This window comes from Bizionia sp. M204 (assembly GCF_023205095.1).
GTDB lineage: Bacteria > Bacteroidota > Bacteroidia > Flavobacteriales > Flavobacteriaceae > Algorimicrobium > Algorimicrobium hallyeonense.
In genome coordinates this window covers 442,257-464,174 of the sequence record NZ_CP046242.1, presented here as the reverse complement: position 1 = coordinate 464,174, position 21,918 = coordinate 442,257, and the positions used below count along the sequence as shown (strand labels likewise).

Sequence of the window (21,918 nt, the reverse complement as noted above, 5' to 3'; positions counted from 1 at the left end):
TCATGAGAGGGCAAATATAAATAAGATATTACGATGTACTTCTTAATAAAAACAAAATTGTTAGCAAATGCATTGAAATCGTTAATAAATGCACTTAAACTCTTATAATAAATCTAGATAAAGCGTTATTTTTGCAACATAAAAATAACAACACACACATGTCAAACACACAACAATTAGAAAATTTAACAACCCAGGTACGTAGAGATATTTTACGTATGGTACACAAGGTAAACTCTGGACACCCAGGAGGTTCATTAGGTTGTGCCGAATTTTTTGTAGCACTATACCAAGATATCATGGACCGTAAAGACGGATTTGATATGGATGGTTTTGGTGAAGATTTATTCTTTTTATCAAACGGTCATATTTCACCGGTATATTATAGTGTTTTAGCGCGTTCGGGCTATTTTCCAGTAGATGAATTAAATACATTCAGATTAATTAACTCCCGTTTGCAAGGACACCCAACTACACACGAAGGTTTACCAGGTATTCGTATTGCCTCCGGATCATTAGGTCAAGGTATGTCTGTTGCTTTAGGGGCTGCACAAGCAAAAAAATTAAATAATGATACTCATTTAGTTTACAGCTTACATGGTGATGGCGAACTTCAAGAGGGTCAAAACTGGGAAGCTATAATGTACGCAGCCGGTAATAAGGTTGATAATATTATTTCAACTATCGACTTAAACAGTCAACAAATTGATGGTTCTACGGATGATGTATTACCAATGGGCAGTTTAAAAGCCAAGTTTGAAGCGTTTGATTGGACGGTTGTGGAGATTGAGGACGGTAATAATATAGACGCTATATTAAAAGGAATGGCTGAAGCAAAATCTAAAACAGGACAAGGCAAACCCGTTTGTGTTTTGCTAAAAACCGTTATGGGTAATGGTGTCGATTTTATGATGCATACACATGCATGGCACGGAAAAGCACCTAATGACGAGCAATTAGCAATAGGTTTAGAACAAAACCCAGAGACTTTAGGCGATTATTAATTAAAAAGACTTCCACTTTGGTGGACATACATATGAAAACATATACAAACACAGGAAATAAAGATACACGTTCAGGTTTTGGAGCTGGATTAACCGAACTAGGAAAAACCAATGAAAATGTTGTGGCTCTTTGTGCGGATTTAATTGGTTCGTTAAAAATGGATGATTTTAAAAAGAACCATCCCGAACGTTTTTTTCAAGTCGGTATTGCGGAAGCCAACATGATTGGACTAGCAGCTGGTTTAACTATTGGTGGTAAAATTCCATTTACAGGAACCTTTGCTAACTTTTCAACTGGTCGTGTTTACGATCAAATTCGTCAGAGTGTTGCATATTCAGGTAAAAATGTGAAAATTTGTGCATCGCATGCGGGCTTAACTTTAGGTGAAGATGGTGCTACACACCAGATTTTAGAAGATATTGGTTTAATGAAAATGTTACCCGGCATGACGGTTATTAATCCTTGTGATTACAACCAAACCAAAGCAGCAACTATTGCTATAGCAGAACATGAAGGTCCTGTTTATTTAAGGTTTGGACGCCCAAGTGTGGCCAACTTTACACCTGCTGACCAAAAATTTGAAATTGGTAAAGCCCTACATTTATTGGATGGTACTGATGTAACGATTGTGGCAACGGGTCATTTAGTTTGGGAAGCTCTTGAAGCTGCTAAAACTTTAAATGAGAAAGGTATTTCTGCTGAAGTAATTAACATTCACACCATAAAACCTTTAGATGATGCCGCTATTTTAAAATCAGTTAAAAAAACAGGTTGTATAGTGACGGCGGAAGAGCATAACCATTTAGGTGGTTTAGGGGAAAGTGTTTCCCGTGTATTAGCAACAAACTATCCAACACCACAAGAGTTTGTAGCAACGAATGACACGTTTGGAGAGTCGGGAACGCCTGCTCAACTCATGGAAAAATATGGCCTAAATGCAGAAGCTATTGTAAAAGCGGCAGAAACTGTCGTGAAAAGAAAATAAACGAAATTTATTTTCGTTTAAAGGAGGTAATCAAAAAAACAAATAATTATGAAATATCTTGTTTTAAGTCTGGTTGCCTCCTTTTTATTTATAGGCACAGCAACAGCTCAAACCGCAAGTGGTTTTGGTTTTAAAGGTGGATTAAACTACAACGCAAATGGTAATTATTATGAATCGGCCGTTAGCGCTGCAGAAAAACCAGACCGGAATGTAGGCTACCATTTTGGTTTATTCTATAAAGCTGGAGGAAAGATTTTTGCCAAACCAGAATTGGTTTATACAGCCACCAAGAGTAAATATAATACTGGTGATTTTAAAATGCAAAAAATTGATGCTCCGCTATTGGTTGGTGTTCGATTTTTAAAAGTACTTAATGTTTTTGCCGGTCCTTCATTACAATATATTATCGACTCGGAATTTGATGGAATTAATATTGACTCCATAGAAAACGATTTTACGGTTGGACTCAATTTTGGCGTCGGTTTTAGCTTAAATAAAATTGGATTTGATTTACGTTATGAACGTGGTTTCAGTGATAATGAAGCCGTATTTGCTACGGATAACGGATTAAGTATTGGAAGAATAGACACACGTCCGGATCAACTCATTTTAAGTATTTCACTGCTACTCTAAAGTTGAAACGACATTATAAAAACAAAAAAACCGCAAATTGCGGTTTTTTTGTTTTTACATAAGTCTATTTATATTATTCTGGAATCGTATTAATATCCAAATAATCAGGAATTCCATCACCATTTCTATCCGTTAAAATAATAGTTTTAATTGTAATGGTGCCATTATTTTCTATACGTGAACTTTCAAATTCATTTTCCGCAAACACAGGCTCTGGATCACCTGTCATTAATATATATTCATTATAATCAATTTCATCTCTCGTGTAATAGCCATCACCATCATCATCATCATCTAAAAAATTAGGGTTAAAATTTCCATCTGTATCATCATCAAAAATATCGCCATTGTCGTTTAAGTTTTCTAGAAATGAAGGGATACCATCACCGTCATGATCTAATATGGTTCTTTTATATAAATTAAATTTAAAGATAAGGGGTGTATATCCTGGAACACCCACGAGAGGTTGATCAAAATATGCCAATCCAGATGGAATAAAAACTGCACCAATTCCGTGGTTATGATAATTAGTTGTTCCATCCATATTATTGCTAAAATCATTACTCGTTTTAAATTCAATAATACCTTCCCTTAACCCTGGAATAACTCCAGAAACAGCTCCCACAGGCAATAGATTAAATTGTGTCTCGTTAACAGCACTATCAAATACGTACCCATTAATTATACTACTACCTTCATAATTTAAAGTAGCTTGATCTGAAAAATGAATAACATTTCCGAGACCTTCACGAACTTTTAAAAAATACAATTTGTAATCAACGCCATAACTATTAATCATTTTAAATTGTACCATATCTATTAATGGCGTTTTATCACTATTTAACCCAGCAATTGTATCAAAAACAATCTCAAACCCATCATTGACTACGCTATATGGATTATTTTGCTGAAATTCCTCATAATTGTAAAAGTGTGTCTCAAGATATTCTTCAATATCGGCAATATCCTCTAAATATACTTCGCCAGCATCTCGAGGTGGTGTATACGGCACAGCCGCTTCATCATCGTTATCACAAGAAACAAATAACGCAGAAACCGTTATTATTAAAAGTAAAATTTTTCTTAATTTCATTATTGCTTATTTTTGTTGGCAAGATACAATTTTTAAATAATTTTGTACAACAACATTAACGTAGTTTTTAGACCTTTTGTATGCGAATAGATAAATTTTTATGGTGTGTTAGATATTTCAAAACAAGAACCATAGCCACAACGGCTTGCAAGAAAGGGCATGTAAAAGTGAATGGTGATTCTGTAAAACCTAGTCGCGATGTGTATGCAACAGATAAAATTGAGGTTCGAAAAGATCAAATTAACTACACCCTAACTATTAATGATTTACCACCAAACCGTGTTGGCGCTAAATTAGTTGATATTTATAGAACGGACACTACACCAAAAGAAGCCTTTGCAGCCAATGAATTACTAAAGTATTCTAAAGATTACTACCGCAAAAAAGGCACAGGAAGACCGACTAAAAAAGATCGTCGCGACATTGAAGAATATCGTGGTGAGAACGGAATTGAATCCGATATTTAAAAGAATTTATAATTATCTCTATTATCTTTGAAAAAACAGTTTTATGAAAACAACAGAAAAAAATACGATTTTAAATCACGATGAGATAGTTCATAAAATAAGACGTATTGCCTATCAAATTTACGAAAGCAATGTGGATGAAGAAGAAGTTGTTTTGGCTGGCATTGACTCTAATGGGTACCTTCTAGCCAAGAAATTAAAAACCGTTTTAAATAAAATTTCGACAATCAACCCTATTTTATGTCGCGTAAAAATTGATAAGAAAAATCCGTTAAGCCCTATTACTACTTCTTTAGCGGTTTCAGATTACACAAATAAGTCCGTTATTTTAATTGATGACGTATTAAATTCTGGAACCACACTTATTTACGGAGTAAAACACTTTCTCGATGTGCCCTTAAAACAATTTAAAACGGCCGTTTTAGTGAACCGGAATCACAAAAAGTATCCTGTTAAAGCAGATTTTAAAGGAATTTCTTTATCCACCTCACTTCATGAACATGTTGATGTTATTTTGGAAGGAAAATTTTTTGAGGCCTCTTTAGATTAATTTTAATAAAATATCGTCAATAATATCATCCGGCGATTTATTAGCTTGGATATTTAAATCGGCTTGATTATAAAAGTTAAGTCGTTCAAAAATATGCTTCCCTACAAACTCCGTTGTTTCTTCTTGAGTTTTTAAATGGGCTACTAAAGGTCTGTTTGTTTTATTTAAAAAAAGACGCTTTCCTAATTCGGCTACAGAAACATTCAAGTAAATACTTTTACTGTTCGGTTGCTGTTTAATGAGCTTCATATTACTGCCATAACAAGGCGTCCCTCCTCCTAATGATAATATCATATCTTCTTGCTGTAAGAACGTCTCTAAATGCTTGGCCTCTATTTTACGAAAATATATTTCACCTTTGGTTTTAAAAATATCAGAAATAGACAAACCTTCTTTATTTTCAATATAATCATCTAAATCCTGAAACGGTTTCCTTAAAATCCGGCTTAATTTTTCACCAATTAGCGATTTTCCGGACGTCATATAACCTAATAAAATAATATTCATAATTAGCTTAAAAATTGATTATTAAAAAGATACGATCTTGGTCAACAAAAAAACAAAAAAAAATTAAAAAAAAGCCTTGTTTTATTAATTAAAGCTTTTATATTTGCACCCTCGTTACAGAGAAACAAAATGACTAGGTAGCTCAGTTGGTAGAGCATCTCCCTTTTAAGGAGATGGTCCTGGGTTCGAGCCCCAGCCTGGTCACTAAAAAAAGTTAAGCAATCTGCTTAACTTTTTTTATTTTTAGTCATTATTTAATGCGCACGTGGCGGAATTGGTAGACGCGCCAGCTTGAGGGGTTGGTGGACATTAGTCCGTGGAAGTTCGAGTCTTCTCGTGCGCACTAAAATTACGTCAACCTAAATTTTAGACGTTTTCATCATTTTCTACCAAGTATCTATCATTCTACATCTCAAAGAACCGCTTAAACTCATAGCATAAAAAATAGCTTTCTGGTTGTATATCCAATTAATTTATTATTTTTGTTTAATATTTTCGAATAAAATATGAACAATATTAAGAATAACTTCAGCATCAAGGACCTTGAAAACCTATCAGGTGTCAAAGCCCATACCATTAGAATTTGGGAAAAACGTTACAACCTTCTAAAACCAAACCGCACCGAAACTAATATTAGGTTTTATAGCTTAGAAAGCTTACAGAAGCTACTTAACATTACGTTTCTTTATAACAATGGTTATAAAATTTCCAAAATCGCTAAAATTAATGAGCTAGATATTGCAGACACGGTGCGTAATCTATCAGCTAAAGATTATGCCGATGATCATGCCACCAACATGTTTAAGCTAGCCATGCTGAATTTTGACAAAGCACTCTTTTTAAAAACCTATGATACACTAAAAAATAATAAAAGTTTTTCGGAAATATTCTTGGAAGTCTTCATTCCACTAATGAGTGAAATAGGCTTGCTTTGGCAAACAAATACCATAACACCTGCGCAAGAACATTTTATTTCAGAACTGATTAAACAGAAATTATTGATTAATATTGAAAAGCATCAATATATATCCCCAAAAAACAACGAGAAAACCTTTGTTCTCTTTCTTCCTAACAACGAAATTCACGATTTAGGTCTTCACTTCATCAATTACAAATTAACAAAATCTGAATATCACACTATTTATTTAGGACCAAGCGTTCCCATTGTTAGCTTAAAGGACATTTTGAAACATTACAAGAACGTCATTTTCCTTTCATACTTTACTGTGAAACCAGAGGCAGAAAATATTTCGGGTTACTTAAATGAATTTCAAAATGAATTACTCACAAACAACAACGAATTGTGGGTTTTTGGACGAATGTTAGATCATATTGATACAAGCAAGCTACATAAATCCATTAAAGTGTTTCATTCTATTGCAGATTTAGAAAAATATCTTTAAAAAATAGTATTTTTGTTTAACATTTTTGTACATTTGTTAAACACATGAAAAAGAAAATTACAATTATAGGTTCCGGGTTCTCGTCTTTAGCTGCAGCTTGCTATTTAGCAAAATCTGGGCACGATGTTACTGTATTTGAAAAGAACAATACTATTGGCGGTCGTGCAAGACAATTAACTAAAAATGGATTCACCTTTGATATTGGTCCAACCTGGTATTGGATGCCTGATGTATTTGAACGCTTTTTTGCCGATTTCAATACAAAGCCTTCTGACTTTTATCAATTAGAAAAGCTAAATCCAGCCTATTCTGTTTATTACGGAAAGGACGATTATATAACGATAGAAGACACTTTAGATAAAATTGCTATCGCTTTTGAGAAAGAGGAACCAGGCAGTTCAAAAACACTTCAAAAATTCATAAATAAGGCACAGGACAATTACAATGTGGCTATTAAAGATTTGGTTTATAACCCGGGAGTTTCGCCTTTTGAATTGGTAACAACCGAAACCTTCAAAAAAATAGGACAGTTTTTTAGCACCATTAAAAAGGATGTGCGTAAAGAGTTTAAAAACGAGCGGTTAGTTACCATTTTGGAGTTTCCCGTATTATTTCTCGGCGCCAAACCTAGTGATACACCTTCGTTTTATAGTTTTATGAATTATGCTGATTTTGGACTAGGAACATTTCACCCTAAAAAAGGCATGTATCAAGTTATTTTAGCCATGGAAACATTGGCTAAAAGTTTGGATGTTACTATTAAAATCAATGCACCTATTGAGAAAATACTCGTTGCAAATAAAGTCGCTTCAGGCGTCATTTCAAATGGCGAAACCTATTTGAGCGATGTGGTTTTAAGTGGCGCCGATTATCACCACACAGAAACACTTTTGGATCCTGAGTACAAGCAATATTCGGAAGCCTACTGGAGTTCTAAAACGTTTGCCCCTTCATCCCTCCTGTTTTATGTAGGTTTTGATAAGAAAATCAAAAATGTTAATCACCACACCCTGTTTTTTGATGTAGATTTTGAAAAACACGCCGAATCTATTTACGACAAACCCGCATGGCCAGAAAACCCTCTATTTTATGCAAGCTTTCCTTCTATAACAGATAGTCACGCAGCTCCTGAAGGGAAAGAAGCTGGCATCTTTTTAATTCCATTAGCACCTGGATTGAAAGACAATACGAAGTTACGGATGACGTATTTTTCAAAAATTATGGATCGCTTTGAAACATTAACCTCTCAAAAGGTACGCGAACATATCCTTTTTAAAGAATCGTTTTGTGTAAACGATTTTGTTAAGGATTATAACTCTTATAAAGGAAATGCCTATGGAATGGCCAACACTTTATTGCAAACTGCCTTTTTAAGGCCAAAATTAAAAAGTAAGAAGGTAAATAATTTGTATTTTACAGGACAGTTAACAGTTCCAGGACCTGGAGTACCACCATCATTAATCTCTGGAAAACTGGTTGCCGAGCTAATTAATAAACATCATACAACCTAAAAACCACGCATCCTATTTACTGAATGTAATTAAAAGCCTTGCAACAAATAAACACTAAAAGATGAAATCAATTTTCGACCATGTTTCTCATGCGTGCAGTCAAACGGTTACTAAAACCTATAGCACGTCTTTCTCTTTGGCAACCAAAATGTTATCCCGTTCTATCCGCCAGGATATTTATAATATTTATGGTTTTGTCAGGTTTGCGGATGAAATTGTAGATAGTTTCCATGATTACGATAAAGAAACCTTGCTTAATGAATTTGAAAGCGATTTGTATTTGGCTTTAGAACGTAAAATAAGTTTAAATCCCATTTTAAATTCCTTCCAAGAAACCTATCATAAATATGGAATTGAAAAACATATGGTTGAAGCCTTTATGCGAAGTATGCGTACAGACCTACATAAAACTACTTATTTAACCCAAGATGAATACAATACTTATATTTACGGTTCTGCAGACGTGGTTGGACTTATGTGTTTGAAAGTATTTGTAAAAGGTGATAATGAGAAATACAATCACCTTAAAAATTCGGCCATGCATTTAGGCTCTGCATTCCAAAAAGTGAATTTTTTAAGAGATTTAAAGAGTGATTATGAAGATTTAAGTCGAACATATTTTCCAAATACGGATTTATCCAAACTAGATGAGACTTCAAAAATTTTAATAATTGAAGAAATAGAGCGCGATTTCGCAATTGGACTTCAGGGCATTAAGGAATTACCTATTGAAGCCAAGTTTGGTGTTTTTACCGCTTACAGATATTATAGTCAGCTTTTGAAAAAATTAAAGAAAACACCAGCATTACAAATCAAGAACACGAGAATTCGCGTGGCTAATTATAAAAAAATTGAGTTATTAACGCGTAGTTATGTAAAATATCAGCTAAATTTATTGTAAAAATATGATGGATATTATTTTGTGGATATTAGTTTTTATTGGCACATTCCTCTTTATGGAATTCATGGCTTGGTTTACTCATAAATACATTATGCATGGGATTTTATGGAGTTTACATAAAGACCATCACCATAAAAAGCATGACAGTTGGTTTGAACGAAATGATTTGTTTTTTATTTTTTATGCCGTGGTTAGTATTAGCCTGTTTTTAACATGGAGATATGCGGACTTTTGGGCGGGACTCCCTTTAGGTTTGGGAATTTTTGCCTACGGACTGGCTTATTTTTTTGTTCACGATATTTTTATCCACCAACGTTTCAAATTGTTACGAAATGCCAATAATTGGTACGCCAAAGGCGTGCGTCGTGCGCATAAAATGCACCATAAACATTTGGGTAAAGATGATGGTGAATGCTTCGGAATGCTATTTGTTCCTTTTAAATACTTCAAAAAATAATCAATATTAACCAACCGTTTCATGTCTTACGAAAATCATTTCGATTATATCATTATTGGACATGGTCTCGCAGGTTTACAGCTTGCTTTAGGTTTCTCCGAGGATAATGTACTTAAACATAAAAAGGTTGCATTAATTGACCCTTCTGATAAGTCTTCTAATGATAAAACATGGAGTTTTTGGGAAATTGGCATGAGCAAATGGGATGCAATAGTTGAAAGATCTTGGGAAACGGCACGTTTTTACTCCAATTCACTATCACTCACACTGCCTTTAAATCCATACACCTATAAAAGCATCCGATCTATTGATTTTTATAATTGGGCGAAGGAAATTTTACAAAAATCGGAAAACATATATTTTATAAACGATTCTATTATTTCTACAACCGAAACGAATAACGTTTTGGTACAAGGTAAGGTGGAAACGTACACAGCAGATCACGTTTTTGATAGTAGAATTCCAAAGGATTATAACTCCGAAATAGAAAAATTTACATTAGTACAACAACATTTTAAAGGTTGGATTATTGAAACCGAAACCCCTCATTTTAATCCTAATGCTATCACCATGATGGATTATCGGTTTCAACATCAAAATTCCACAAGTTTTGTTTATGTACTACCTTTTTCAGAAACGCGAGCACTTATTGAATATACCTTTTTTACACCGGAAACTGTTTCAGAATCCGTTTATGATGATGCTATAAAAGATTATATTGAAAGTCATTTAGAAATTGAAAAGTACAAAATTGTTGAAACCGAAATGGGCAATATTCCTATGACGGATTTTCCTTTTTGGAACTATAATACCAAGCATATAACTAAAATTGGTACTGGAGGCGGTTGGGTAAAAGGCTCAACGGGTTATTCGTTTAAGCATACAGAAAAAAATGTAGCGGTTATAATTTCCAATATTAAAAACAGGCAACAGCCTTCAAATAAGCTCTTTAAAAAGAAATATAAATTCTACGATAAAATTTTCCTTAATGTTTTAAAAACAAATAACGAGAAAGGTGTTTGGATTTTCGAGCAATTTTATGCGAAAAACGCCATCCCTACCATGTTTCGGTTTTTAGATGAAGAATCATCTTTTACTGAAGATGTAAAAATTATGCGCTCCCTGTTTTCATGGCGTTTTATTAATGCGTTTTTCCGTGTATTATTCAGACGCTAACAAATCATCTAATAATTGTCTCACAGAATCACTATTCCAGTTTGCAGCACCGGATTTATCCATTACAATAGCCCCAGATTTATCAATAAGATAGGTTTGTGGAATACTTGAAGTATGAAATTGCTTTGGGGTGTTGGTTACCGATTGGTAAAATTCGAAATTATAATCGTTTTTACTTTTGAAATCAGTGATGGTTTTAGATTTTTCATTTGAAACTAATAGAAAAACCACCTGATCCTTATAATCGGCATATAAATTATCAATACTTGGCATTTCAGCAATACATGGCGGACACCAGGTTGCCCAGAAATTAATAAACACCACTTTTCCTTCGGCTTGTTTAAAATCGAATAGATTTCCTTTTGAGTCCACTAGCTTCCAATTCTCGTAGGATTCTAAAATCTCGCGTTTATCAGCGCTAATTTGGGAAGGACTAATCATTGCCAAGCCTTTCTGTAAAAAGATTTGAATTGGCTGTCGTGTTTGTGGAATAATTAACAACGCAATCACGATAATAAAAATAATATTACTGGTTGTAAACTTCGGTTTCTTCATAGTGTCAAGTAAAATTCATTTGTCGCTAACATTGCGGAATCCTAACAAAAAAAAACTCCTGAAAAAATAAATTATCAGGAGTTTAAATATTTAAAACAGACTTAAATATTAAGCGTTGTTTTCTTTCTTAATTAAATTTAAAGCAGAACCTTCATTATACCAATCAATTTGTGCTTGGTTGTAAGTATGATTGGTTACTATAACATCTTTAGAGCCATCTGCATGGACAAACTCTAATGTTAATGGCTTATCTGGCGCAAAACTATCTAAATCAAGGAAGTTGATGGTATCATCTTCTTGGATTAAATCGTAATCACTTTCATTAGCAAATGTTAAACCTAACATACCTTGCTTTTTCAAGTTGGTTTCATGAATACGCGCGAACGATTTAACTAAAACAGCGGCAACACCCAAGTGTCTTGGCTCCATAGCTGCGTGCTCACGAGATGAACCTTCACCATAATTATGGTCTCCCACAACTATTGAGTAAATGCCGTTAGCTTTATAATCTCTTGCTACATCTGGAACACCGCCATACTCACCTGTTAGTTGATTTTTAACAAAGTTTGTTTTCTTACCAAAGGCGTTAACAGCTCCAATAAGCATGTTGTTCGAAATATTATCTAAATGTCCTCTAAAACGCAACCAAGGTCCAGCCATAGAAATATGGTCCGTGGTACATTTCCCGAAAGCTTTAATTAATAATTTAGCACCTGTAATTTTATTTCCAATAGGTGTAAATGGCTCTAATAATTGTAAACGCTCTGAATTAGGATTAACAGATACATCTACTTTACTACCATCTTCTACTGGTGCCACATAACCAGATTCTTTAACATCAAATCCTAAAGGTGGCAACTCTAAACCTTTTGGTTCATCTAATTTAATTTCTTGCCCATCTTCGTTTAGTAAGGTATCATTCATAGGATCAAAATCCAAACGGCCTGAAATAGCGATAGCCGCAACCATTTCTGGCGAACCTACAAAGGCATGCGTATTTGGATTACCATCGGCACGTTTTGAGAAGTTTCTGTTGAAAGAATGTACAATCGTATTCTTTTCATCACCTTTTCTATCACTTCTATCCCATTGTCCAATACAAGGACCACAAGCATTTGTAAAGATAGTAGCGTTTAAATCTTCAAATATTTTTAAAACGCCATCACGTTCTGCCGTAAAACGAATTTGCTCTGAACCTGGATTAATACCAAAATCGGATTTTGCTTTAATATTTTTATCTACCGCTTGCTTTGCAATGGAGGCTGCACGGGTTAAATCCTCGTAAGACGAGTTCGTACAAGACCCAATTAATCCCCAATCAACTTTTAAAGGCCAATCATTTTTTCTTGCTTTTTCACCAAGCTCACCAACTTCTGTAGCTAAATCTGGTGTAAAAGGTCCATTTAAATGTGGGCGTAAGGTATCTAAATTAATTTCAATAACTTGATCAAAATATTGCTCTGGAGATGCATATACTTCATCATCACCTGTTAAATACTCACGGATTTTATTGGCTTCATCGGCAATATCATTTCTATCTGTTGCACGTAAATAACGTTCCATGGAATCATCATAACCAAATGTAGATGTAGTCGCACCAATTTCGGCACCCATATTACAAATTGTTCCTTTACCAGTACATGATAAATTTTTAGCGCCAGGGCCAAAATATTCAACAATAGCACCAGTTCCACCTTTTACAGTAAGGATTCCAGCCACTTTAAGGATTACATCTTTTGCAGATGTCCATCCATTTAAGCTACCTGTTAATTTAACACCAATTAACTTCGGGAATTTTAATTCCCAAGCCATTCCTGCCATAACATCTACAGCATCAGCACCACCTACTCCAATGGCAACCATTCCTAATCCACCTGCATTAACAGTATGTGAATCGGTTCCAATCATCATTCCACCGGGAAATGCATAATTTTCAAGTACCACTTGGTGAATAATACCTGCTCCTGGTTTCCAGAAACCAAGACCATACTTTTTAGAAACAGAGGCTAAAAAATCGAACACCTCATTACTAGTTTCATTTGCACGCTTTAAATCTGGTACAGCACCTTGTTTCGCTTGAATTAAGTGATCACAATGCGTAGTTGTAGGAACAGCTACTTTAGCTTTGCCTGCTTGCATAAATTGTAATAAGGCCATTTGCGCCGTAGCATCTTGCAATGCAATACGGTCTGGAGCAAAATCCACATAATCTTTACCTCTTACAAACGCTTTAGTAGGATTACCATCCCAAAGATGTGCGTATAAAATCTTTTCTGAAAGTGTTAATGGTTTACCAACAACTTCACGTGCTTTATCTACACGTTCAGCCATATTTGCATAAACCTTTTTGATCATGTCAATATCGAATGCCATATTATATATTTAATAGTGAATAAACTTTTTTATCTCCAATCTAATGGGACTGCAAAAATACAAATTTTAAAGAAGATTAAAAAATATGTAACGAAAACGTCTTATCATTGAAGGATATTTAAGGAAATATCACTTCTAAAGAAAATAACCACATTAAAATCAAAATTTTTGTATAAAAAATATTAATTTAACAATTAATGGTGAAAATATTATAAATGAATTAATTTAGAACGACTTAAAATAAACTGGTAATAATCTGTTCTTCGGTAATACCTTCCGCTTCTGCCTTATAGTTCTTAATAATTCGGTGTTTAAAAATAGAGTATGCTACAGCTTGAACGTTTTCCATATCTGGCGAAAACTTACCGTGAATTGCCGCATGCGTCTTGGCAGCTAAAATTAAATTTTGTGAGGCTCTAGGTCCTGCTCCCCAATCTATGTAGTTTTTAACTAAATCTGCTGCTTGTGGGCTATTTGGTCTCGTTTTACCCGTCATTTTTACTGCATATTCCACCACATTATCCGCCACAGGAATACGACGTAATAAGTGTTGGATATCCACAATTTCTTGTGCTGTAAACAAGGGATTCACTGTATTCTGAACATCGGAAGTGGTGGCTTTTACTACAGCAACTTCTTCCTCAAAGGTTGGGTAGTCCAAATTAATAGCAAACATAAATCGGTCCAATTGCGCTTCTGGTAAGGGATACGTTCCCTCCTGCTCAATAGGGTTTTGCGTTGCCAAAACAAAGTAAGGTAAATCTAATTTATAATGATGTCCTGAAACAGTAACCGAGCGCTCTTGCATAGCTTCTAATAAAGCTGCTTGCGTTTTTGGCGGTGTTCTGTTAATTTCATCGGCAAGAATAATATTGGCGAAAACAGGGCCTTTTATGAATTTAAAATTTCTGTTTTCATCTAATATTTCACTTCCTAGAATATCACTAGGCATTAAATCTGGTGTGAATTGAATACGCTTAAAATTAAGTCCTAATGCTTGCGAAATGGTATTAACCATTAACGTTTTTGCTAAACCAGGCACACCAATTAATAAGGCATGACCACCAGAAAAAATGGAGATTAGAATTTGATCAACAACCGCATCTTGACCAATAATAACTTTGGCAATCTCGGTTTTTAATAGTTTATATTTTTTTACGAAGCTTTCAATTGCAACAACATCAGACATATTTATTGTTTTAACCAGTTACTAGAAAATTCACAATCTCTATATTCATTATTTATTTTAATATAGGTATCCATGATTTTTTCATTTTGCCATTTATCAATAGCTCTAATGCGTTTTTCGTTAAGTGCTAGTTCTTTAATTTTTAAATAATCGCGTGCATAATCAGCAACATGTTCCTCAACACGATCGCTTACCATCATAATCTTAAATTTCACATTTCCAGATCGTCCTTGATCCGTAAGTACCAAACTGACATCCCCTTCCTTTAAATCTTGAATTTGTCCATATACTTCAGGATCAATCTTTGTTAATTCGAAATTATAATCTTGTGTTTCTGGATTAATTAAAAATCCGCCTTCACTGCGTGTTTCCTTTTCATCACTTGACTCTCGAGCTGCATCTGCAAAACTAATATCACCATCCACTATACGCTGTCTGATTTTCGTTAATTTCTCACGTGCTTCTGCCACTGCTGCATCGGATACTTTAGGAATTAACAAAATATGACGTACGTCAAACTCTTGTCCTCTAATTTTTTCTAAATATATAATATGGTAACCATATTCTGTTTTCACCGGATCGGAGATTTCACCTTCTTGTAATGAAAAGGCTACTTCACGAAACTCTTTAACCATTCGTGGTTGTTTCCTGTTTAACGTGTACATTCCACCTTGGGGAATAGAGGCTTTATCATCTGAATACAACACCACTTTCGAGCGGAAGTTTGCACCATTTTCTATAACATCGGCTTTAAATTCCTTTAATTGATTGATAACCCGTTGGTTTTCTTCTTCTGATATTTTCGGCTCTATTACAATTTGAGATACTTTTAATTCTGTACCAAATGTTGGACGTTCGTCCTTTGGAATCTGATTAAAAAATTGGCGTGTTTCTTCTGGAGTAATCTCAATCCCATCAAGAATCTTTTTTTGCATTTCACTTGCTAATTTCTGACTCTTATTAATTTCATACATTTCATCTCTGAAGGCTTTTTCATTTGGATGACTATATAATTCCAGAAGTTCCTCCATGGTTTTTCCTGATTGCGCCAAGAACTGTTGTAATTGGTAGTCTACATTGGAACGAATTTCAGCATCTGACACGACAATACTATCTTGCACAGCGTGATGCGCGTAAAGCTTATCTTCCATTAATTTGCCAAATAGTTGACAACGTGTTACGCCATCTAAAGAAGCACCTTGTGCTTTTAGTTGAATAATATTAGCATCCACATCAGAATCTAATATCACGTATTCTCCAACAACTGCCGCTACACCGTCAATTTTTTGTGCTCCAGATGTTAAGGTTGTATCTACTTTCTTTTGAGCAGCTGGTGCTTCATCTTCAATAATTTCTTGAGCCTGAATAGCAACAGAAAAAAGTATAGCTAATACAGTAAATATATGGCGCATACGACTAATTGTAGATTTCAAATTGTTTATTTTTAATAGCATCTTTTGTAATATCTTTTTCTAATTCTTTAATGAGTTCTAATTTTCGTTTATTGATAACAATTTGGTCTATTGTTGGTTTAATATATTCCAATGGCGCCGCACTGTTACGTTCTAAAACATCTTCAATTTGCATCAAATATAGGCCTAATGAATCTTTGAGTTGTATAAAATTAGATTTTTTTAACAATTCATTTTTATTTTCAGTTGTAACTACTGGTATTTTTTTGATGGCTTGCGTTACTTTAATCCAAATTGAATCGTTTAATGAATAGGATTTAAACTGAATGGCTATGGAATCCAATTCCCTTTTATCATCTGCATCAAACCGTTGAAACTTGGTTTTTAAATCGTTTATATCCAATCGGTTTTCATCCACATGAATATATCTAAACTTGATGAGGTTCTCCTTAAGCGTGAAAATATCCGGATTGTTCGTGTAGTATGTTTCCGCTTCACTTTCTGTAACAACGGTATCAATATTTTTACGAACTAAAGCATCTAAATAAGAAGTTGCATATAAATCGTTTTTATACTGTTTGGCCAGCCTATTAAAATCCTGAAGTTTTTTTTCGTTAAGATTTAATTCTGCGCCCGCAACCAGCAATTGCTGGGTAGCCCAACGTGTAATAAAATTATTTACACGTAGTAGACTGTCTTCTGAACTCATATTTTCGGTGAACAAATGTTGTAAATCATCAGTATATAAAAAAACATCATTAACACGTGCCACTGCTGTTTGCTCAACTTCATGTTTGTAAAAATATTCACAAGACACGAGCAAAAAGGCACTCATTAATATGCTAAAATAGGCGTGTTTCAATTAATTGTTTTTTAATTCAGCTTTAACGTTTTTTAAAACTGACTCATTAACTTTCACAGGGTATTTCTGTTCTAAAGATTCTAGCCATTGTTTTTCCTTAACAATCTGGTAATCGCTTATAATTTGGCCTTTGGCTTCCTCATAGGTTTTTGGTGATTCGGGTAAAACTTCTTTTACATTTGCTACAACATAAGCTGCATCATGACGATAAATTTTAGAAACACCTTTTTCAAAACTCATATCCGCGGTAACGGCTTGGTGTTCCTTATCCATAATTCCGGATGTAAATATGACGTCAACAACGCCATTTGTATTTAAAGCTTCTTTAATGGCTTCTGGTGACTGGCCAGCTTCCAACATTTTTTGAGCCTTTTTTATAACCTTTTTATTGGATGACGAGGCCACATCAGCATCTATTCGCTTACGCCAATTGTATTTGTTTTTATTAGCATTAAAATAGGCTTGTAATGCCACCGAATCTGTTTTTGATGCATTCCATATTTCAGTCTCCATTAAATCAAATAACAATAAACCATCACGATATTCTGTGACGATGTTTGCAAAATCTTCGCTTTCATTTTCCAAATTATCTTCTTGGTACTGTATTAAATTCGCATTTAAAAAAGCATCGTAGTTTTCTTTTACAATAGCATTAAACGGTTTTCTGGATATTGCTCTACGTTGATTTTTAAAAAGGTACTGACCAAAATCATCGTATGTAATTGTTTTGGCATCAATAACCACCAAGGTTTTGGCAGCTGTAAAATCTTCTGGCAATTTCCAAGAACCTAAAAAATACCCTTCATTCATAATAGACTCAAAATACGCTAAAGCTTCTGGATTATCCTTTACATTATAGCGTTCTTTTAAGGTATTAACAATGGACGTATTTATTAATTGCGAACGTGAATCCCGCTTTACACGCGCTTCTAATTCAGATTTCATGGTATTAAAATCTGCTACTTCAGATTTATCTAATAATTTGATAATATGCCATCCAAAACTACTTTCAAAAGGTGCTGAAATGTCTCCTTCATTTTTTAGTCCAAATGCCACATCTTCAAATTCTGTAGAGCTTAATTGCCCACCACTAAAAGCAGCTAATTTTCCACCGTTTTCTGATGAGCTTCGATCTTCAGAAAACTGTTTTGCTAGAGACTCAAACGATTCACCTTGCTGTATTTTTTTATAAATTTCATGAATACGTGTTTCAGCGTCTTCCAATTTATCATCACGCTTATTATTTATCATAATATGTGCAACCGTGCGTTCACCTCTGGATGGTCTTGCATCTTCCACTAAAACAATATGGTATCCAAAACGTGTTTTAAAAGGCATGGAAACATCGTCCACTTTGGTAGTATAGGCAGCGTTTTCAAAATCATACACCATTTTAAACGCGGAGAAATAACCTAAATTTTCAGCATATACAGTTTTTCCGTTATGAACCTCCTTTTGAACAGGCTGAAAACCTTCCTTTAAAATTCGATCGCGCAATTTCAATAATTCATTATAAGCTTTTAAGGTGTCTTGTGGTGAAGCATTTTCGTCCAAACGAATTAACACATGACTCGCTTTTACCTCATTGGCTGTACGATGGTATGCCTCTTCTACAAGTGCATCCGTAACTTTCGTGTCGGTTAAATAATTTTTAGCCAATTGGGATTTATAGTTACTCAATTCACGAACATAGGTTGGCATGGTATCCAGACCTTTTGCTTGTGCTTCTTTTATTTTCAACTTATAATTTATGAATAGCTCCAAATACGAATCCACATCTTTTTGAGACTCATCTTTTACTAAATCTAGATTTTTATTAAATATTCGAATAAATTCTTCCGAATAAACGGGTGTATCCGCAACCGTAAACAAAACAGGTTTATCAGTAGTTTGCGCTTGGGTAGCAGCAAAAACAACGAAGCATATTAAAACATATATAGATCTAAACATCAGAAATTTGTTTTTTGAATTCTTGCAAAAATAGGAATATTAACCCATAATACAAGTGGCATTACAAACGGATAATAAAGTTTTTTAGTATGTGGAATTAATAGATACCAAAACCAATAATAATTGTATCTTTATTTATACAAACTCCTATTGTGCATGACATACACATCTGAAATACACATTAATTTAAGTTTAAAAGCATTTATCTGTAAATTTAATAATGTGGAAAATTTAAAACACTGGCAAGAGGGACTTACTCATTATGATCATATTTACGGCACGCCAGGTGAAACAGGCTCTAAAATACAGCTACATTATGTGTTAAATAAAAAGCCTTTCTTTTTAATTCAAACTATTTCTGAAAGCAAATTACCGCATAAGTTGCATTTTACCTATGAAAGCAATGGGCTTTATAACATTCAAGAAAATTATTTTAAGGCCATTTCAGTTTCAGAGATCGTATGGACTTCAAGGAACGAATATATTCCAACCAATTTTAAAATGCGTATGATGCTTTTAGTTATGCCTAAAACCTTTATAAATCAAACAAAAACTTATTTAAAAAATTTTAAAAGTTTTGCCGAAAATGAAACGGCTGTAATCCGCAAAAAATAAACAGCCAATTATTGTAAACTAAAATTCTTTATACTATTTTTATTTTTATGACAGAAATTGACATCGAAAAGGAAAATGCCAAAATTACCAAAGCATATCGCGAATTACTGAGCGTAAGCTATCAAACGCTTTCTAAAGAAGATAAAATTCTAATTAGAAAAGCTTTTGATGTGGCTGTGGATGCACATAAAGATCAGCGCAGAAAATCTGGCGAAGCTTATATTTTTCATCCTATTGCTGTTGCTAAAATAGTTGCCAAAGAAATTGGGCTAGATGCCACATCCATTACCGCCGCACTATTACACGATGTTGTTGAAGACAGCGAGCGTTACACCATTAAAGATATTGAAGACCAATTTGGTGAAACCGTTGCTAAAATTGTAGATGGTTTAACTAAAATATCCTCGCTGAATAAGGACACAGATATGGATGTTTCCATGCAGGCGGAGAATTTCAGGAAAATGCTACTGACTTTAAATGATGACGTTCGGGTTATCATTATTAAAATTGCAGATCGCTTGCACAATATGCAGACCATGGATTCTATGCGAGCGGATAAACAGATTAAAATTGCTTCAGAAACCCTCTATATATATGCACCTCTTGCACACCGAATTGGGCTGTATAACATTAAAACTGAATTAGAAGATTTAGGGTTAAAATACACCGAACCGGAAGTGTATTTTGATATTCTCAACAAAATAAAAGAAAGTAAAGAGGACCAGGACCTCTATATCAAGGAGTTTAGTAAAGTAATTTCGACCTCTTTGGATAAGGAACAATTAAATTACGAAATAAAAGGGAGACCGAAGTCCATTTTCTCCATCCGTAAGAAAATTTTAAATCAAGGTGTTTCTTTCGATGAGATTTATGACAAATTTGCGGTACGAATCATTTATAAAAGTGATCCTGAAAACGAAAAATTTCTAGCTTGGAAAATATATTCCATTGTAACGGATCATTTTCGCCCCAACCCTATCCGTTTACGCGATTGGATTTCCTCCCCAAAATCTACGGGTTACGAAGCCCTACACATTACCGTTGTTGGCCCAAAAAGTCGTTGGGTAGAAGTGCAAATCCGAAGCGAACGTATGAATGAAATAGCCGAAAAAGGCTATGCCGCGCACTATAAGTACAAAGAAGGCAGCGAGAATGAAGATGATAGTATTGATAGCTGGATTTCCAAATTACAAGAAACGTTAGAAAACCCAGAAACAAATGCTATTGATTTTGTAGAGCAATTTAAACTTAACCTCTACTCCAAAGAAATTTTTGTTTTCACACCAAAAGGCGATTTAAAATCGCTTCCAAAAGGTGCCACGCCTCTAGATTTTGCCTTTAGCATCCACACCGAAGTTGGCATGAAAACACGTGGTGCCAAAGTAAATGGAAAACTAGTTCCCTTAAGTCACGAATTAAAAAGTGGTGATCGGTTGGATATTTTAACTGCCGAAAATGCCAAACCTAATCCAAACTGGCTGGATTATGCCACTACGGCAAAAGCACGCAGTAAAATAAAATCAGCTTTAAAAGAAGACAAGAAAATAGTTGCTGAAGATGGTAAGGAAATTCTTCGTCGGAAATTAAAACAATTAAAAATTGTGTTGGATGAGAAATCTGTCAATGAACTGGTAAATTTCTTCAAACTTAAAACGAGTCTCGATTTGTTTTACCGCATTGGTACAGGGTCTATTGATAATACCATGCTCAAGGAGTTTGCATCATCCCGAAGCAATGCTTTCATGAGTTATATTAAAAACAAAATCTCTAGAAAGCCTAATATTCCAAAGGAAGAACTTGAAAAAGATGAAATAACTTCTAAATATGATTTATTAGTTTTTGGAAAAGAAGAAGAAAAGCTAGACTATAAATTTGCCAATTGTTGCAATCCAATTCCTGGGGATCCTGTTTTTGGATTCTTAACCATTAATGATGGATTAAAAATTCATAAAAAAAACTGTCCAAATGCTGTAAGCTTACAGTCTAATTATGCCTACCGCATTATGACGGCCAAATGGATAGATTCATCACAACAAGAATTTCCAGCACAAATTATTTTATCTGGTATTGATAATTTGGGATTAGTAAATACGATTACGAAAGTTATTTCATCCAACATGCATGTAAACATGAAAAGCATTAGTTTTGAAAGTGATGGCGGGATTTTTTCAGGTAAAATAAATGTGGTTGTTCAAAACAATAATATCTTGAAAAAGCTGATGGATAACCTAAAAAAAATTAATGGTATTGATAAAGTACAAAGAGTTTAAAAAT

Annotated in this window: 20 protein-coding genes and 2 tRNA genes; 14 read left to right on the top strand and 8 right to left on the bottom strand. The window is 34.2% G+C overall.

The features are described from left to right. The first annotated feature begins 158 nt into the window (after positions 1–158). Genes GMA17_RS02145 through GMA17_RS02135 form a run of 3 tightly spaced genes read left to right on the top strand, consistent with a single transcriptional unit; the run spans position 159 to position 2,623 of the window. On the top strand, positions 159–1,004 hold the full coding sequence (locus GMA17_RS02145) for a transketolase (protein ID WP_248398640.1): 846 nt from the start codon (positions 159–161) through the stop codon (positions 1,002–1,004). A gap of 32 nt (positions 1,005–1,036) precedes the next feature. Next, complete coding sequence (locus GMA17_RS02140; RefSeq protein WP_248398637.1) at positions 1,037–1,990, top strand: transketolase family protein; 954 nt, start codon at positions 1,037–1,039, stop codon at positions 1,988–1,990. Between the two features lie 48 nt (positions 1,991–2,038). Next, positions 2,039–2,623 carry an outer membrane beta-barrel protein gene (locus GMA17_RS02135; RefSeq protein ID WP_248398634.1) on the top strand — a complete coding sequence of 195 codons (585 nt, stop codon included), beginning with the start codon at positions 2,039–2,041 and terminating at the stop codon, positions 2,621–2,623. A 73-nt stretch (positions 2,624–2,696) separates the two neighbouring features. Here GMA17_RS02135 and GMA17_RS02130 read toward each other — a convergent pair whose 3' ends face one another. Further along, positions 2,697–3,716 carry an FKBP-type peptidyl-prolyl cis-trans isomerase gene (locus GMA17_RS02130; protein ID WP_248398631.1) on the bottom strand — a complete coding sequence of 340 codons (1,020 nt, stop codon included), beginning with the start codon at positions 3,714–3,716 and terminating at the stop codon, positions 2,697–2,699. Positions 3,717–3,796: 80 nt separating this feature from the next. On the opposite strand from GMA17_RS02130, the gene GMA17_RS02125 reads away from it, so the two are divergent. Together GMA17_RS02125 and GMA17_RS02120 are read left to right on the top strand one after the other, a co-directional pair. Beyond that, a complete protein-coding gene (locus GMA17_RS02125) occupies positions 3,797–4,183 on the top strand; it encodes an RNA-binding S4 domain-containing protein (protein ID WP_248398628.1) in 387 nt (128 codons plus the stop codon). A 43-nt stretch (positions 4,184–4,226) separates the two neighbouring features. Then, positions 4,227–4,733 carry a phosphoribosyltransferase family protein gene (locus GMA17_RS02120; protein ID WP_248398626.1) on the top strand — a complete coding sequence of 169 codons (507 nt, stop codon included), beginning with the start codon at positions 4,227–4,229 and terminating at the stop codon, positions 4,731–4,733. On the opposite strand, the gene GMA17_RS02115 is transcribed toward GMA17_RS02120, so the two are convergent. Further along, entirely contained in the window at positions 4,725–5,240 is a 516-nt protein-coding gene (locus GMA17_RS02115; RefSeq protein ID WP_248398624.1) for a shikimate kinase, read from the bottom strand. The genes GMA17_RS02120 and GMA17_RS02115 overlap by 9 nt on opposite strands. Positions 5,241–5,371: 131 nt before the next feature. Between GMA17_RS02115 and GMA17_RS02110 the strand changes: the two genes are divergently transcribed. From GMA17_RS02110 to GMA17_RS02080, 7 genes are all read left to right on the top strand, one after another. Next, a tRNA-Lys gene (locus GMA17_RS02110) sits at positions 5,372–5,444 on the top strand. 55 nt (positions 5,445–5,499) lie between these two features. Beyond that, positions 5,500–5,583: transfer RNA gene (locus GMA17_RS02105), tRNA-Leu, on the top strand. Positions 5,584–5,746: 163 nt separating this feature from the next. Then, positions 5,747–6,643, top strand: a complete 897-nt coding sequence (locus GMA17_RS02100; RefSeq protein ID WP_248398622.1) for a MerR family transcriptional regulator — start codon at positions 5,747–5,749, stop codon at positions 6,641–6,643. 44 nt (positions 6,644–6,687) lie between these two features. Continuing rightward, positions 6,688–8,154, top strand: coding sequence for an NAD(P)/FAD-dependent oxidoreductase (locus tag GMA17_RS02095; RefSeq protein WP_248398619.1), 1,467 nt, complete (start codon positions 6,688–6,690; stop codon positions 8,152–8,154). Positions 8,155–8,215: 61 nt separating this feature from the next. Beyond that, entirely contained in the window at positions 8,216–9,055 is an 840-nt protein-coding gene (locus tag GMA17_RS02090) for a phytoene/squalene synthase family protein (protein ID WP_248398616.1), read from the top strand. Between the two features lie 7 nt (positions 9,056–9,062). Further along, on the top strand, positions 9,063–9,512 hold the full coding sequence (locus tag GMA17_RS02085; RefSeq protein WP_248400601.1) for a sterol desaturase family protein: 450 nt from the start codon (positions 9,063–9,065) through the stop codon (positions 9,510–9,512). A 21-nt stretch (positions 9,513–9,533) separates the two neighbouring features. Further along, positions 9,534–10,688, top strand: a complete 1,155-nt coding sequence (locus GMA17_RS02080; protein WP_248398614.1) for a lycopene cyclase family protein — start codon at positions 9,534–9,536, stop codon at positions 10,686–10,688. Here the strand turns inward: GMA17_RS02080 and GMA17_RS02075 are convergent. From GMA17_RS02075 to GMA17_RS02050, 6 genes are all read right to left on the bottom strand, one after another. Beyond that, positions 10,674–11,243: a TlpA disulfide reductase family protein gene (locus GMA17_RS02075; RefSeq protein ID WP_248398612.1), complete on the bottom strand. Its 570-nt coding sequence runs from the start codon at positions 11,241–11,243 to the stop codon at positions 10,674–10,676. The genes GMA17_RS02080 and GMA17_RS02075 overlap by 15 nt on opposite strands. Before the next feature lie 108 nt (positions 11,244–11,351). Continuing rightward, positions 11,352–13,616: an aconitate hydratase gene (locus GMA17_RS02070; protein ID WP_248398609.1), complete on the bottom strand. Its 2,265-nt coding sequence runs from the start codon at positions 13,614–13,616 to the stop codon at positions 11,352–11,354. Between the two features lie 235 nt (positions 13,617–13,851). Next, positions 13,852–14,805: a MoxR family ATPase gene (locus GMA17_RS02065; protein WP_248398606.1), complete on the bottom strand. Its 954-nt coding sequence runs from the start codon at positions 14,803–14,805 to the stop codon at positions 13,852–13,854. 2 nt (positions 14,806–14,807) lie between these two features. Continuing rightward, positions 14,808–16,259 (bottom strand): peptidylprolyl isomerase, encoded by a 1,452-nt coding sequence (locus tag GMA17_RS02060; protein ID WP_248398603.1) that lies wholly within the window; start codon positions 16,257–16,259, stop codon positions 14,808–14,810. Next, a complete protein-coding gene (locus GMA17_RS02055) occupies positions 16,222–17,079 on the bottom strand; it encodes a peptidyl-prolyl cis-trans isomerase (protein WP_248398600.1) in 858 nt (285 codons plus the stop codon). The genes GMA17_RS02060 and GMA17_RS02055 overlap by 38 nt, the downstream gene beginning before the upstream one ends. Further along, on the bottom strand, positions 17,080–19,029 hold the full coding sequence (locus GMA17_RS02050) for a peptidylprolyl isomerase (RefSeq protein WP_248398598.1): 1,950 nt from the start codon (positions 19,027–19,029) through the stop codon (positions 17,080–17,082). A gap of 156 nt (positions 19,030–19,185) precedes the next feature. Between GMA17_RS02050 and GMA17_RS02045 the strand changes: the two genes are divergently transcribed. Together GMA17_RS02045 and GMA17_RS02040 are read left to right on the top strand one after the other, a co-directional pair. After that, positions 19,186–19,644 carry an SRPBCC family protein gene (locus GMA17_RS02045; RefSeq protein ID WP_248398596.1) on the top strand — a complete coding sequence of 153 codons (459 nt, stop codon included), beginning with the start codon at positions 19,186–19,188 and terminating at the stop codon, positions 19,642–19,644. 47 nt (positions 19,645–19,691) lie between these two features. Further along, positions 19,692–21,914 (top strand): bifunctional (p)ppGpp synthetase/guanosine-3',5'-bis(diphosphate) 3'-pyrophosphohydrolase, encoded by a 2,223-nt coding sequence (locus GMA17_RS02040; protein ID WP_248398594.1) that lies wholly within the window; start codon positions 19,692–19,694, stop codon positions 21,912–21,914. The last annotated feature ends 4 nt before the right edge of the window (positions 21,915–21,918 follow it).